This is a genomic window from Paenibacillus agricola (genome assembly GCF_011440305.1).
Lineage (GTDB): Bacteria > Bacillota > Bacilli > Paenibacillales > NBRC-103111 > Paenibacillus_S > Paenibacillus_S agricola.
Map to the genome: position 1 here is coordinate 1 of NZ_JAAOIW010000041.1, position 14,830 is coordinate 14,830.

General features: G+C 41.6%; 18 protein-coding genes. All 18 read right to left on the bottom strand.

The features are described from left to right. Window positions 1–953: 953 nt before the first annotated feature. Window positions 954–1,547, bottom strand: coding sequence for an ATPase (locus G9U52_RS38135; RefSeq protein ID WP_166158536.1), 594 nt, complete (start codon window positions 1,545–1,547; stop codon window positions 954–956). After that, window positions 1,540–1,716 carry a hypothetical protein gene (locus tag G9U52_RS38140; RefSeq protein WP_207953470.1) on the bottom strand — a complete coding sequence of 59 codons (177 nt, stop codon included), beginning with the start codon at window positions 1,714–1,716 and terminating at the stop codon, window positions 1,540–1,542. Before G9U52_RS38140 ends, G9U52_RS38135 begins: the two co-directional genes overlap by 8 nt. A gap of 626 nt (window positions 1,717–2,342) precedes the next feature. Beyond that, window positions 2,343–3,023: a RadC family protein gene (gene radC / locus G9U52_RS38145; RefSeq protein WP_166158494.1), complete on the bottom strand. Its 681-nt coding sequence runs from the start codon at window positions 3,021–3,023 to the stop codon at window positions 2,343–2,345. A 211-nt stretch (window positions 3,024–3,234) separates the two neighbouring features. Then, window positions 3,235–3,456, bottom strand: coding sequence for a hypothetical protein (locus G9U52_RS38150; RefSeq protein ID WP_166158497.1), 222 nt, complete (start codon window positions 3,454–3,456; stop codon window positions 3,235–3,237). Between the two features lie 123 nt (window positions 3,457–3,579). Continuing rightward, window positions 3,580–3,951 carry a hypothetical protein gene (locus G9U52_RS38155; protein ID WP_166158500.1) on the bottom strand — a complete coding sequence of 124 codons (372 nt, stop codon included), beginning with the start codon at window positions 3,949–3,951 and terminating at the stop codon, window positions 3,580–3,582. Window positions 3,952–3,953: 2 nt separating this feature from the next. Further along, entirely contained in the window at window positions 3,954–4,667 is a 714-nt protein-coding gene (locus G9U52_RS38160) for a PD-(D/E)XK nuclease family protein (protein WP_166158503.1), read from the bottom strand. An 87-nt stretch (window positions 4,668–4,754) separates the two neighbouring features. Continuing rightward, the gene (locus G9U52_RS38165) at window positions 4,755–5,363 is read right to left on the bottom strand and encodes a hypothetical protein (protein ID WP_166158506.1); all 609 of its coding nucleotides are present in this window, start codon (window positions 5,361–5,363) and stop codon (window positions 4,755–4,757) included. Window positions 5,364–5,439: 76 nt separating this feature from the next. Then, window positions 5,440–5,664 carry a hypothetical protein gene (locus G9U52_RS38170; RefSeq protein WP_166158485.1) on the bottom strand — a complete coding sequence of 75 codons (225 nt, stop codon included), beginning with the start codon at window positions 5,662–5,664 and terminating at the stop codon, window positions 5,440–5,442. Between the two features lie 103 nt (window positions 5,665–5,767). After that, window positions 5,768–6,457, bottom strand: coding sequence for a hypothetical protein (locus G9U52_RS38175; protein ID WP_166158509.1), 690 nt, complete (start codon window positions 6,455–6,457; stop codon window positions 5,768–5,770). Further along, on the bottom strand, window positions 6,448–6,789 hold the full coding sequence (locus G9U52_RS38180; RefSeq protein ID WP_166158512.1) for a hypothetical protein: 342 nt from the start codon (window positions 6,787–6,789) through the stop codon (window positions 6,448–6,450). The genes G9U52_RS38175 and G9U52_RS38180 overlap by 10 nt, the downstream gene beginning before the upstream one ends. Further along, window positions 6,786–7,937 (bottom strand): RecT family recombinase, encoded by a 1,152-nt coding sequence (locus G9U52_RS38185; RefSeq protein WP_166158515.1) that lies wholly within the window; start codon window positions 7,935–7,937, stop codon window positions 6,786–6,788. Before G9U52_RS38185 ends, G9U52_RS38180 begins: the two co-directional genes overlap by 4 nt. Before the next feature lie 839 nt (window positions 7,938–8,776). Then, window positions 8,777–9,025, bottom strand: a complete 249-nt coding sequence (locus tag G9U52_RS42215; protein ID WP_512699220.1) for an aldo/keto reductase — start codon at window positions 9,023–9,025, stop codon at window positions 8,777–8,779. After that, the gene (locus G9U52_RS38195) at window positions 9,007–9,729 is read right to left on the bottom strand and encodes an aldo/keto reductase (RefSeq protein ID WP_166158518.1); all 723 of its coding nucleotides are present in this window, start codon (window positions 9,727–9,729) and stop codon (window positions 9,007–9,009) included. Before G9U52_RS38195 ends, G9U52_RS42215 begins: the two co-directional genes overlap by 19 nt. A gap of 19 nt (window positions 9,730–9,748) precedes the next feature. Continuing rightward, on the bottom strand, window positions 9,749–10,864 hold the full coding sequence (locus G9U52_RS38200; RefSeq protein ID WP_166158521.1) for a type 2 periplasmic-binding domain-containing protein: 1,116 nt from the start codon (window positions 10,862–10,864) through the stop codon (window positions 9,749–9,751). A 538-nt stretch (window positions 10,865–11,402) separates the two neighbouring features. Further along, entirely contained in the window at window positions 11,403–12,683 is a 1,281-nt protein-coding gene (locus G9U52_RS38205; protein WP_166158524.1) for an IS110 family RNA-guided transposase, read from the bottom strand. 164 nt (window positions 12,684–12,847) lie between these two features. Further along, window positions 12,848–13,261, bottom strand: a complete 414-nt coding sequence (locus G9U52_RS38210; protein WP_166158527.1) for a GNAT family N-acetyltransferase — start codon at window positions 13,259–13,261, stop codon at window positions 12,848–12,850. 378 nt (window positions 13,262–13,639) lie between these two features. Beyond that, window positions 13,640–13,891: a hypothetical protein gene (locus G9U52_RS38215; RefSeq protein ID WP_166158530.1), complete on the bottom strand. Its 252-nt coding sequence runs from the start codon at window positions 13,889–13,891 to the stop codon at window positions 13,640–13,642. A gap of 237 nt (window positions 13,892–14,128) precedes the next feature. Continuing rightward, entirely contained in the window at window positions 14,129–14,581 is a 453-nt protein-coding gene (locus G9U52_RS38220; RefSeq protein WP_166158533.1) for an NUDIX hydrolase, read from the bottom strand. Between the last annotated feature and the right edge of the window lie 249 nt (window positions 14,582–14,830).

Here is a 14,830-nt window from a genome sequence, read left to right on the forward strand (position 1 = left end):
GTAAAAACGATTTTATCTTTACATTGGAAGGGGCTTATGCCTTTAGCAGAGAATTAATACATATCCAAACTTGTTTTCTATGCGGGGGACATTTTGTACTGGAGGAACAAAGTCGGCATGTTTCGGAACTTATCAAGAGCTTCTTTGGTCGCATATACACTTGGCAGTGAATGGTGAATCGCTTTCATTCGGCACAACGATCCTTCATATCCAAGATGGTTTAATGCTTTAATTGTTGATTTATCTAAGGCTAAATTCTTGACCCCGATTAATATACACCATATGGTCCCAGTGGGAAATCGTTTATAAAAACGTGGATATGCCTCAGAGGCAATACCTTTTTTTTCTAATTGATTCAGTAGAGGTGTTCTCGCCCCAAATCCATCTGTATCTACTATACTAATATGTGCTACCAGCCTTTTGAAAGAAGTGCGTAGGATCTTAGAACTATTTCTCGTCGTTCGAAACTCTTGTAAGTTTCTTCGCGTTAGGACAAGACGTAACCTATTGAAATTAACGTAGTTGAACTCCGCGTCGGACAATGTTCTTGTCTCCCGAGCGACATTAAAAACGGATCATGTTTACGTCGCGGGGTAACGACATAAACTTGATCCGATAACTAAAAAAACACCTTGAAATAAGGAGCTTATATAGGAGAATGTTTGTGTCTTCCGACATTTGTCGTATTGTCGGAGGACAAGAACATATCTGTTTAGTTCGCTGTTACGCGACCGATATATGATTCTTCTGATATTGTCTTTTTTTATCTTCATGTTGGTAGTTTGTAAGCTATGCTCATTTCCCTTCTGTACAGGAAATCTCTTTGGAAATAATGGCTCATGGCTCCCTTCACAAAATTATTTTGTTCCTTATCATAATTCTTGGATCGCTTTTTTCTAAATAATAAAGAAATAACCCGATCCATACCTACCTATAACATAGGATGATTCAAGTTATCGATGATCTAGTTGGCTTAGAATTGGCAGAACCCAATCTGGTAATAAGTTGGTTTGGTATCTTAACCTGCCGTTATCGGCCTCAAGAATAATCTCCCCATTTAAAGCACTGTTGTCTATGACGAGTAAGTCATTCACCAAATCCATATGCTTGAGCAGATTCTGAATGGATGAATGGTGTCGATGTAATATATCCTTGGAAGAAATATGATGTCCTCCATTTCGAACCCGATTCGCAACCCGTTCAATATTTAAATTCGGATCGCCCAGACCTACATAAAACATGGTGATTTCAAAATGTTTCGCTCTTGCTTCTTGCATAAGTCGTACCGCATATCCGCCGGACAAAGTAGTTTCAATCGAGAAATCTCGATGATTTCGTATACAGTCTCGAGCTAAGCGGATTGCTTCCTTTCCAGCTGAAACCCTAGCAATTTCGGGCTGTAATGGACTAATGCGCCGGGCCAAAGCATCTGGATCAATATTTACACTAATCCCTATTCGATCAATGATTAAATTGCGTATAGTACTTTTTCCACTGCCATTGTTTCCAGCAAAAACAAACATCGTCGCTTTTTTAGATTCAGACATATTCTTGATTCTCAACAGGTAAATCTTCCTTTATACCATCTGCATACTCCTTCACTAATTTGCCCGATATATCTTTATAAACCACATAAGTTCCATTTGCTTTAGCATCAAGTTTTGCCCGCTCTCCGGTTAACTTAATCAGCTTCTTTAAATCATCATTTCTCTCCAAGCCTGACACCTCCATTTGTATTCATGAATCGAGAAATCGCCCTCGACTTCAATTGTACATTTCCATATCTTTTGTGATACTGTTTCGCGCAATATTTATTAGGCAAATAGAACACAGTTCACTAACATTATCATTATAACATAGGTACCACCACTACAAAATTACTTATCATTGTATCACAGTAATAAAGCCAATTAGCTTGTCCCATCTTGTTGATATAAACTTGTATATCCAACACCAACATTTATTGAAGTATCCTGCCAGTTAGCTGATCGAAGGGCTACCACGAGGCAGCCCTTCTGGCATTGAACTATCGTACCCGTTCGTAATATAAGGTTAGCCAGATATTTCTGGTTGACCTTTTTCATAGGGTCTTATTAGTTACGGTAGGTCATTAAGACACGAATAAAAGAATATACCTCTGGAGGACTAAACTTTCCAAAGGTTTATTTGAATTTAACCCAAAAATTTTAACTAACAGCTTGTCAATCTTGTCTAAATAAATGCCCTTTCAAATATCATTAATAGTAGATCTAAACTTGAAGGGAGCATTGTAGAAGGGCTCCCCCCTATATGAATTATTATTTTATGTTAGTAAACGTTTAAATTTAATCCAGATCTAATAGTCAATGTATTAAATGACCCTTTTCTTTTAAGCTCTCGTAACCCATATGACCAATGATAATGTGATCTAGAAGCGAGATCCCGATAAGTTCTCCAGCTTCACATAGCCTGTGTGTTATTTCAACATCTTCCTTGCTGGCAGTTGGATCTCCACTTGGATGGTTATGGACAGCAATAATGCTTGCTGCACTCCTTCGAATCGCCCGCTTGAATACCTCGCGAGGATGAACGATACCAGCATTAAGAGATCCTGTTGAGATCGTTTCCCGACCAATTACATGGTTTTTAGTGTCCAAATAAAAGACGACAAAATGTTCACGGTCTGCATACTTTAAGTCTGATGCCATAACTGCAATATTTTCCGGTGTTCTAATTGTTACGATTTCTCCGCTGCCTTGGCTTCCGAACCTTTTTGCCAATTCAAAAACAGCCATCAAGTGAAAGCTTTGGACTTCAGTCAGACCAAACAAGGTGGAAATTTCAAACTCAGAAAGATCCGCCAATTCATACATCCCTTTTTGCAGAATTTCGTCTACAGTCATGGATATTGACTTGTCCTTTAACAGCGGCTCTAAAACCAAAATGAGCAGATCCTTGTTAGAAAGTTTACTTGCATCACACGTCTTGTAAAAGGTTTCTTTAACTCCCCTGATTACATTTTTATTTATTTGGTTATACATCATAGGTTTCGCCTTGACGGGAGCACATACACAAAGGGGGAACCCTCTGACGTTTGTATCTCGCCAGAGGGCTACCCTCCTTTATTCTCTATTTTTTATTTACATTTCAAAAATTCACCTTGCGTTTAGAATTATCTTTCTATTATTTGCTGGTTACTAGTGATGCTCTGTATAGACTAGCTTTCCAACCACTACAACTAGGCGGCTACAGCTATTATCGTATTGTTTTAGAATCATCATAGATATAAACCACCTTTGCTTTTGCGTCAGATTGCCTTTTTGTACGAATTAGTTCAGCAGCCATTACTTCTAATTCAGTTTGGTTTTCTTCCCTTCGTTCACGTTTAATGTCGAAGTAACACCAAATTAGAGTACCTGCCATCATTACAGATACGATAACACCAACAACTTGCAAAATAAGATCAAAATAGTCCATATGTTCCCCTCTCCACGAACGGACAAGTGCCACAGCGGCACATGCGTTCGTGCCACTGTTTTTTCTTGCCCTAGTGGAGGGCGGTATAATAAATTTTATGGCGATTTATTCATAAACCAATCTTCACAGTTTAGCCTTTTTAAACCCAAACCGCGGCGAATTGTTTTTTTTGGTTGCTCCTAAATTGAGCATCGCTTGTTCATCATAACCTAATTTTTTTAGGTCACTTGCTGGAATAGCTGCATACTGGTACGGATTGACACCATCACAAGCTAGAGCTACGAATAACTCTTTCTTTGTCGCTGGTGACATTTCCCATGAGGTGCTCTCTGTAAAACAAAAGATACCGCCTCCGACTTGAAGTTCGCCATGAACCTTGACGTATGCCTTCAACTTGTCATTGATGGCATCGAATGCTGCAGAGAGTTTAAGCAACTCATTCGCCATCTCAAGGGCTTCCATTTCAGCAATTACATTTTCCGTTACATTATTCATATCTACACCCTCCTGGTTTGTTTGTAGCATTCCACGGCAAAGGGACAGTGCTTGCATTCAGTTGAAGGGATGGAAGGAAAAAAGGACAACCTTTCTTCAGGAAATGCTTCGCTTAGCGCTATACGTTCCTCCACTTCAATTGCAAGCTTTAAAGCCCATTGCCTTGCCTGGTCTGCTTCGATTTGGTTTATAACCCGATTGTACATTCTACGTTCCGTAATATAGGGAAACCGCAAGTAATACAGGTTTCCATGGACGGATGATCCACCTTTTAACTTCATGAAAGCCCATGCGTATAAAGCCAATTGCTTGGTTGCTTCTATAGCATAGGGTTTCCAGTTCGTTTTCCAATCTATGATGTTATTCCCCTGGATTAAGTCGATGTATCCCTGAATCAAAGGGGCATCAGGATCTCCGGATAATGGTAAAGTGAAATGCGTTTCCACTTCTCCAATACCAGCATAGATAGGTGCCTTTTTCACAAGTTGGCTGATTTCGTCATGGGTTACACCGCTATGCATCTCTGCCTCGATCCACCCATCCAAAATGGCTTCCTCTAGATCTGATCCCGATATCATGCTCTCGATAGCCTTATGCACGGCTTTACCTAGTGCTAAGGGTTTTGTCGTTCCCTCTTCCATTTTCAACACATACTTGCAATGGAAACGAAACGGACATTTTTCGAACAGTGATAATCGGGAGAATGAAAATATCATGATGTTGCCCCCTTACTCCCCACGATACCAACAGGGGAGTTGATTCCCCCTATTGAATTAGGGTGTAAGATGAGATCAGCCATGACGTTAATCCCTCTTGCCTATTTTTTTTATTTGTTCCGCATCCTGGCACCTACTCAAAAGAGTATTTAGGCTAAGATAGGTCGTCAAGCCAACCCGCTGACTGATTCTTTCGGTTCTTATGTGCCCGTAATCCAAATAATAGACAACCCAATCGCCTATAAATGTTTTGGAGCACATTAAAACCTTGAATTGATTCAGAATGGTTGTTTCATCATTTATCCGTTGTACAATCCAGTCAGAATTATTTTTCTTCTGGATCCTCTTATATTGATTTAAGTTTGATTTTGTGGCATACATATTTTCTACCAATCTGATTTGCTTCTCTAAAAGATTGAAGTCTTGAGCAAGGAAATAATATCTTCCCTTTTCAACTTCAAGGCTTGTATGAGCCGCTTCTAATTGGTCAACCAATTTTAAATTTTCGAATCTTTCTTCCTTCAAGGACTCCTGTAACATCTTAGTGTAATCCTTGTAATATTCTTTTTGATTCTTAATCAGTGACCTAAGTCCTTCATTTTCCGCAGCTAAACGATCAAGCTCCGATTTGAATATGAATAACGAACTAAAGAGTTGGATAATACCTGAAAATAAAGTGTTTAATTTTATCAACATATAAATTCTCCTTTTCAACTCCCAATTGTGGGGGAGTCGATGATTTGATCCCCCACATGGGATTAGAAAGATATTTTTATTTTCCTGTTAAATAGGCGACTCCCTTTGAATGATTTTGGTCAAACCATTTCCAGATAACAAATCGATTAGTACCTGCGACCCAGTTTAAGAAACGGCCCTCAATTTCATCGAGGTCATTAATTGGAACATCGCCAAATTCTTGCCAAAGAAGGTCAATTTGATTGTCATTGAGTTCGCAAAGTTGGGACTCTGTAGGGCTATCTTCGCTTCTAATTTGCATATCTGTTTCTCCTTTCAACAGCCCCTATAGATAGGGTAGCTGTTACGGACCCCCTATAAGGGTGTATGAAAGCTATTTGTATATATCTGTTATGATTTCGCCTCTATGCACCAACATCATAGGTCGTATCCGAAGAATCTCCTATTTCTGATGACTTGCTTGTATAGGAAGAGAAAAAGTAATCTTGTTTTGCTGCCCAATCAGGTTTGTCGGTTTGGGAGAAGGCTTCGAGAATTTCCTTAACAATTGAAACTCCTAGCTCTTTTTCCCTTCGTGCAATTGCCTCGATATATTCCTGGTATTTCATGGAATGAATGCCAATCAACAAATAAAAATAAGAATCTGTTCGCTGGCTTTCAACGAAGCGTTCCCATTCTTTCCATACCAGATCCAACGTTCTCAGGTAGTACTCCTGGTCCCGTTTCTTCATCGCATCCCAATTAGGTTCCCGCTCCATTCCCATCAACCGTTTTTGTGTACGGGTGAGTTTTTCGGCGGGATGCAGTATTTTTTTGTTTGGATTGGAATACCTCACAGCTATTTCCTGCTCGGATACGCCTTCCAGTAAAGATATAAACCGGAACACGCCGCCGCGTTCTAAGCAGAACCAACATTTAAAGCACTGTTTATCCTCATTTAATGACAAATAAAACCGCTTCATCTTTGCTGGTTTGCTATCTTCTTGGCAAAAAGGGCATTTATAAAGCACCTCAGCGCTTGGGCGAGACGAACGTGATCCACGGTTCTTTATAAGACCGTGTTGATCGGCAATATCAATAATATTTAGTGCCATGAATAAATCCCCCCATCAAGTGCAATAGTCGTAATAATGTCCAATAAACTATTTGGTACAGGGATTTGTTCCCAGTCCACTTGAAGGGTAATGTCCTCATTCACTAAAATTATTATTTCGTTATGTTTAACCCACCACCGCCATTCGCGAAAGCAGCTGACAGCTTGCTTTACACAAGAGCACTCATGGGCAATATGGCTTTTTCCACACCTATGCGTAACGATAATTTCGGATTTAATTGAATCAATCTGAACCAGCTGCCGTCCGTTTCCCGAAAGGTGGGAGAGCACTAATATAAGTGCATCTCCATTCAAAAAGGCGGCAGATATCATGCTGCTACCTCTTGTACGAATTTGAATCCCAGGTTCTCCTCGATAACTATTGTCCAAATGGAGTTGATTGCTGCTTTTTCCAGCACATCTACAAGTTCCTGTTTATTGGCAATAACTTTTATCGTAGAACCGTTGGAAACTTGCAAAAGTTCTAATTTCAGCATATCCCCGCTAGTGCGTGGATGTTTTGATAACATCTTGTTTACTATTTTGTAGAGTTCACCGTTCTCCAATTTCTTAATTGGATTAGGATCAGTTGCCACTTCTTGAATGCTTGCTGCAGGGATTGGCTGGATATCAGAAACAAGAAGATCTTTCTTCTCCTCTTCTGCTACCACTGCTTTTTTCGTTTCCTCTACTACCTTCGGCTCCACGAAGCTCTTGCTTTCATTTTGCGGCTCGTTTGTTGGTTTTGACACATTACTAGTCGTTGAATTACTTGTCGTTGACACATCAATTACTTCCCGAGCTATTGCTGGAGCCTCTGGAGTTGTGTTAGCGGCTGGCTTTTCATTATTATTTTCTTCGAAGTTGGATTTGGGATTTGTATTCGATAATGCCCCATCCATCACTTCATCATTACCAAACTCTTCTGCGGTATAGAGTCCGGAAAGTGGAAATTGCCTGCGCAACACAAAAACTTCAGCGATCTTCTGTATCATTGCGGAAGGGTTCTTTTTCCAAACACCGGAAGAGTCATTTGCCGTTGAGTATTCGTTAAAATCCACAAATACGGATACAGGATCATACTGTTTATGTTTAATAACAGCCCATGCTCCCAATATTGCCCCGCGTTTAGTTCCGAATCGATGTTGGGGTATACCACTTACCGAATCAAAGCCAAACTCATCGCCTTCTTTGACAACAGCCGAATTAGGAGAACCCACAAAATTATTGTCACGACGAGCAACAGATAAATATCCATCCCTGGTCGTAAGAAAAATAACATTGTAAATCCCGCTGCCCGACTTAGTTTCCTTTTTCATGAATGCAATTTCTTTTAGCAACGGGTTTAAACCGAACATTTCGCAAACTTCAACAAAATATATCGCTTCCTCACTCGTGCCATTTTTGGGAGCTATAATATTCGACCAAATCATACTTTTCTGTTCCTGTGAAAATTGGATTCTTTTTTCGATGCTACTCATAGTAACATCCTCCTCTGTTTTTGGTTTTTTTTATAAAAAAAGCCCACTTCATTCGGATCGCCGAAGGAAATGAGCATTTTTTTAGGGGGATACATCTGTTTTTAAAACAAAAAAGCCGATTGCATCCTCAAGGAAAGAGAATGAATCAGCTTCTAGTTTTATAGGTGGTATACAGGACACACGGGTAGCGTAATCCTATTTTGCGACGAATGTCGTGTTGTGCTCACCAGTCTAATTACTAACGCTTAAAAGCTGTAATTAGGGCTTTGACAACTTCGAATCAATGCGATACTTTGATTCCCTTTGGTGTGAGTCCCGTTTCCCTGCTCGAATAATACTTTAAAATCATTCGGGGGAATACACTCGCTGGTTTCAGTCACTATCTTTTTTAAGTTTAAAAAAGACGTGTGCCTAGTGTAGTGTTCCGTTTTATTATAATTTTTTGAGGGATACATTGCAATAATTAAATAAAATATAGAACACAAAATTTATACTCAGTATACATTTTGTTTTATCATTAAGGTTTACTTGCTTTGAACGCTCACGGACAAGCCAAATGGGGGGGATTTATCAGAGGAAGATCGATTAGAAAACGTCAATGCACTTGCACATGGTGGGCGCATTATGTCGGTGTACAATTGCGCGAACGGCGTAACTGTCTGGGTAATAACCGATGCAACTCTCGCTTTCGACATCGTCACAACGTTGCTCTTGCCGGAGGAAATGTAGCCATGAAACCCTTGGCGTGGCGTCGAGCTACACGAAGATTAAAGGAGCTTGCCTATGGCAAGCTCCTTTAATCTTCGTCCTGCATGCTTCCGCACGATCAAGCATTCCTCCTAGACGGGGAAGGCTTCATCCAATTGCTTCACATGCTCTGCTGATAGCTTCCAGCCGACCGCTCCCACATTATCTTCAAGCTGGGACACTTTGCTGACGCCCATGATCGCGGATGAAACAGCAGGACGATTGATGACCCAGTTCAAGCAGACTTGGGCAGTTGACTTACCAATCTCCAGCGCAATCCCCTTCAAGACATTAACTCCCTCTTGAAGCTTCTTCGCTTTTTCTACAACAAGCGGTTCAATCGATCCCCGACTATTCTCAGGAACAGTCTCTTCATATTGCCTGTAAGAATACCGCCGCCCATCGGGCTGAACAAGACCATCCCTATGCCTTGATCGACGCATAGTGGTTGCAGTTCCTTTTCTACGGAACGGTTGGCTAAGCTGTAACTAGGCTGTACGGAGACATAGCTCGATATTTTATTGACATCGCTAACCCATAAAGCCTTGGCCAATACCCATGCTGGGAAATTGGAGCAGCCGATATAGCGGACTTTACCTTGGCGAATCAGATCGTCATAAGCACGCAGCGATTCCTCCAAAGGGGTGTTATAATCGACACCATGAGCTTGATACAAATCGATATAATCGACGTTCATACGGCGTAGGCTTCTTTCTACCTCGCGCATAATATGGTAACGCGATTGCCCGCTTTCATTGGGCCCGGGTCCCAAGGGACCATGCACTTTGGTAGCGATGATCAGCTCATCACGACGTCCTTTAATCGCTTTACCCAGAATTTCCTCCGCGTCGCCGCCTGTATAGCGATTTGCTGTATCAAAGAAGTTGATTCCCTTATCAATAGCTTGATGGATGATTTCAATGGCGTCGCTTGCTTCAACCTTACCTGGCTTGCCCCATGGTGGATTACTGCTCCCAAAATTCCAACATCCCAGGCCTATTTGCGAAATCTTCAGACCTGTTTTACCTAAATGTACATACTCCATTGTCATAACTCCTCTAATTTTATTTGGTGGTGGTCGCTTTTTGAGCATCGTAGCTTCTTTGATAAATTTCTACATACTTTTTGAGATTCATTCCATCCAAAGTTTTCACATAAGTATCCCATTCCTTATCCAGATCAGCATCACCCGTAACGAACCGTGCAATCATCGACTTTACATAATCGTTGATCGTTTTATCCAGTTCAGCGATCTGTTTAGCATCAGCTGGAGGGAAATACAACGGTGGCATGATCTGGCTAATATCTGGTTTGTAAGGGTCATACTTCTGCTTGGTCACGTCATAGAACATTTTCTCCTTATCGGGTTGCTTGATAACCGCTTGACCAGCGAACCAGTCTTTGTCTGTCTTATAAATAAGTCCAGACTGGGACCAGGATTGATTCTGTAAGCGACCAAACGGGACCAACAGACGGTACTTCGCGGGTTGACCATCTCGGCCTACATCCCCTGGATTAGCCCATTCCCAAGCAGAGCCTTCGTTACCAAAGTTCGTGTGTAAATTGGCTTCAAAATCATACATGAAATCGCCCCAGCGCATCGTGGCTTCCGGATATTTGTTCGTACTGGTCATTACAAAATGTCCCAGACGAGATTTATCATAAGGAAGCCAAGTAGCCTTTTGAATCCCAGTAGGTCCTTTGATCGAGGCAATCGGTTGATAATCCAGCCACCTGCCGCTGCTTCCTTCCACAATTGTCATATCGGACGGAGAATGTGCCGGAATCGCTCCTGCAATTGCAAGATCAGGGTTTTCGGCAATCTTTTTCAAATTATTGCGATCTTGAGTAAAGGATTGTGAGTCAATTAGACCCTCCTTATAGAGCTTTCGAATATATTGAAGACCATTCTTCCATTCTGGCTTATTGTAGGCTACATCAATTTTATCATTGTTAAGAAGAAAGCGCTTATCTCCATCGTCATAAATAAACGCATTCATAAGAAAAATATCAATTTGGTTTTTCTGACTAACCGCACCCACGGAAGCACCGACCAAGGGAATTTCATCCGCCTTTTGATTGCCGTTAGAGTCCTTTTCCTTAAACGCTTTCAGCATTTGGTAGAATTCTTCTGTAGTCGTGGGTTCCTTCAAAAAAAGTAAAAGCTTAATTTTTTTCAAATTTAAATTTCCCCTTAGAAGTAAATAATTGGCATTGTATTTTCCATTAAAAAAATACTTTATCCCCAAATTTAGACAGATTAAGCTAAACAAAAGTTCATTTACTGCTTTCTCATTTCAATTCTTTTGCTGTGCTATGCTGCCCGTTACTTCCCTCGGTTTTAAGGGTTTTTCTCACATATGCTCGCTCATTCGCAGGATTATACCCCCTTAAAAACGGACATGACGGTATAATTACAGATGTGACCCACCGAATAGAACATGAAGGCATGCGTAAACAGAGGATCAGATCATAACTTCCTCATTATTCCATTTACTGCACGTATTCTCCATACTGCCCTCGGGGGTTCACCCTCCCAGATCTCAACGGGTCTATGCCCTTGCCTTCCTTCGTTATACCTGCCCAAGGGGTGGAGGCCGATCGTGTTCAATGTATGGGTCTGTGCCCTTAAGTAACGGGTATTCGGTACTCCGTGCTTTCTTTGTTATCCTGCGAATGGGCCAACCTACGTACGATGGTATTTAATCCAGTTTTAGGCTACACCTTCATGGAGAATGGCTGTTTCTCAGGAGAAAATGATTCTCCCCGTTGTACGAGGCCAATGATCATGCGTGCCAGTTTCCCAATTAATTTATAGACGGAACGATACCCTTTCATGTGTTTTACTTGTACGTTATGTTCATGCCATTTACGAAAAAAAGGATTACTACCGATTAACCGGAGTGTTGCTAGATACATATACTTTCGCAAAGTAGCATCTCCACGTTTCGAGAGCACGATCTGTCCCTTTCGTTTACCGGACATACTTTCAGCCAAGTTCAGACCAGCCCTTCTCAGCAACTGGCGTCCATGAGCGTACTGTTTCAGATCACCAGCCCCTGACAAAATAGCCGCGACGAAAATAGGGCCAAGACCTTTAATAGAACGGAGTTGTTGAGCCACTGGCATCTTACCTAGCAATGCCAAAATTTCTTGTTCAATTTCCTCTAGGATCTTACCGATTCGACAATACTCTTCATGCAGCCGCCGTAGATCTTGCTTGGCTTCGTCGATAGCAGCCGTTTCTCCAACACTCCTACTGGCGTATGAAATGAGAAGAGCGGCTTTGGTCAAACCTGTTGATCCTCCAGCTCGCTGCATGTGCTTCCTCCAGCTTTGAATAACATCTTCAGCGGTCTTGCCCTGAAGGTCCGAAGGGACAGGAAATTCACAAAGTGACGCCATGGATCGCTTGCATGTCCAATCCGAAAACACAGAGGTATATTCAGGAAACCGGATATCCAACCAGCGGATGATCCGATTTTGCAGGCGGACACTGTTGGTTACCCAGAACTCCCGGTCGCTCATCAGGGTGCGTAACCTCTGGAAAATATGAGCTTGCTTGGTGTACTCGGAGTAGTACCCTCGGCTGACAACATCCGCGATGACGAGTGCGTCTTTTGGATCGCTTTTGGATGGGCTATTGTCGCGATTCTCCTTGTTTCGCTTGGTAGTAACAGGATTTACCACCGCAACGCTTATCCCCTGTTCGACCAGCCAATTCGCTAGATTAAACCAGTAGTGGCCGGTTGGCTCCATGCCGATGATGATGTTGTTTAACTGGTGCTTCCGCTGTAGGTCGTTAAACCATCGGCCGAAAAGTTCAAATCCTTCCCTGGTGTTAGAAAGCTTGAGATGACGCGTGCTAAGAACAATCCCACGAAAATTTGTCGCCTGTGCAACATGGAATTCCTTCGCGATGTCGATGCCAACTACTAAGTGAGATGTAGTAATTCTTTCTATTCGTTGATTTTGTCCGTCAGATTGCTTAAACTTCATAGTAAAAGCGCCTCCTTGATGGTATTCGGTTTCGAAGCCGTGGACAACCCCATCATACCGAGGCGCTTCTTTTTTGGCAAAGGTCATTTCTTAAGCCCTACAGGAAGGTTCAATGACAAAACAGACCGCCGTGGCAGTCTGCTCAATTTCACTATCGTACTCCTTTAGTTCAATAAACGTTTTACCAGTATAATTTCCAAAGGCTCATCCTCCAACAAAAAACATCCGGCATCCTTGTATCCTAAACTCCTGTAAAAATGCTGTGCTTCTTCATTCACTTGAGTAGAGGTCATAACTAGTTTACTGCCCACTTGTTTCATCTGATTCTCCCAAAAAAGAACAACTTGCTTTCCTACACCTTTGCCTCGATACTGCTTATCGACCCATATCATATTCATAAAAGGGGTGTTATCCCAAAAGTAACCATATCTCATCCATCCTATGTTCATGTTTTTCTGTTCACGTATGATGTATATTTCATTTTTCTCTATTTTCGTCACAATCAATTTTTCCAAAATATGATGGTCACGTTTGATTATATACTCGTAATCCGATTCCTTTGCAAATTCAATAATCACAGCGACTCACCTCTCATTCCATCCTAGTGTTACCGCTTTAAACGCCCAAGCTTAACGAGGCTATCCGGTTCGTTTCGCGGCAGCCTCGTCCTTGTTACTTATTAAGCTCTTGTACCCGTTTAGCTTAGTGATGTTTTCCCGCCCGTACTACTTTTCCAAAAAGATAAACAAGAACAAAATAGACGGGGAATAAAATCAATCCGACAAAACCAATAAAAACACCGATTGTAGCCCGACCGTCATCATTCCATGCGTCCACGTGTTGTATGGCATAAAGCACATAGAATAACCATACCACCATAGCCACGTATCCTAACCTATATGCTATACCCAAAAGTATATCTCCTTTAATAAAACAAATATCTCTCTCGTCACCCGTTAGCGAAATCCCCCCGGAGGCTTGCCACCATCGTCGTCCTTCGGCTGTTGCTGCCGGAGCTTGACCAACTGCTCGTACCGCTCGCGGATCTTCGGCATTGCCTCCTCGCGTAACTTTTCGAGCCTCTCAGCTGACAGTCGATCGAGTTCTTCTTTCTGGTCCGGGCTGACCTTGTACACTTTCGTCTTTATGATCTCGCCTGTTTCATACACCGTTTTCGCTTTCTCCAGAGCCTGTTTCTCCTTGTCCATGTTCGACACTTTCTCCTGCCTCCCTTTGTTTTGGGTAACTTTGTTTCCTTCTTTTCTATTATTACGTCTGTCTGACCTCCACACAATTCTAAACTATTTCAACTACCCTTACGGAACGGCTGCTAAGTTACGATAGCCTCCTGTTTTGCGTTAAACTGCCCGATAGCTTAATAGGCTGTCAACCGTTCCCATGGTCAATGTTGAACTCTAGTTTCCGTTAATTTAGTAACGTCTTGTCTATTTAACGACTCGTTCAAGGAATTTTTTAATTACTGGTTTGTCTGGAGGAGACAACTCGACAGGGATTTCTCCATAGTTAAAAAAACGTAATTCTTGCACTTCAATTCCATCTTCTTTAAGAACCCCAGCAAAGTCACTACATACGTAAGCGGACACAACATTGTATACTTCATCGCCATGAGGATACTTATAGTACAGTTCTTTTCCAGAGAACATGTGAAACAATTCAAGACTCCTGGCTTCTAATCCTGTTTCCTCAAAAAGCTCCCGTTTTGCAACTTCTTCTAAAGTTTCCCCAGGTTCCATCGAGCCACCAGGTAATGCCCACAAACCATTATCAGTTCGACGTTGTAATAATAAACGTTGATTACTGCACAATAGAACGCAGGCTCCTGTCATTATAAGTGGTCTCGAACCGACTAACTTTCTTAATTCCATTATGTATCCCATAAGAAAAGACACCCCTTCAGTTTTAAATAGTAATAAACTCTATTTTAAAACTACATTAAAATAAAGAATTTGTATGTGTGTTTGGTTGAAGATAACTGCCTCATGCATTGAACTCTAGTAATCCGTTAGTTTAGCGAGATAAGCTAATACTCTATGCAAAATTTGTACATTAGCGGTTCCGGTCACCGGATAAATAAAGCTCCCTTGCGGTTTTCAGGAACAGCTTCACCCCGTGAGGAGCCTCCTCCA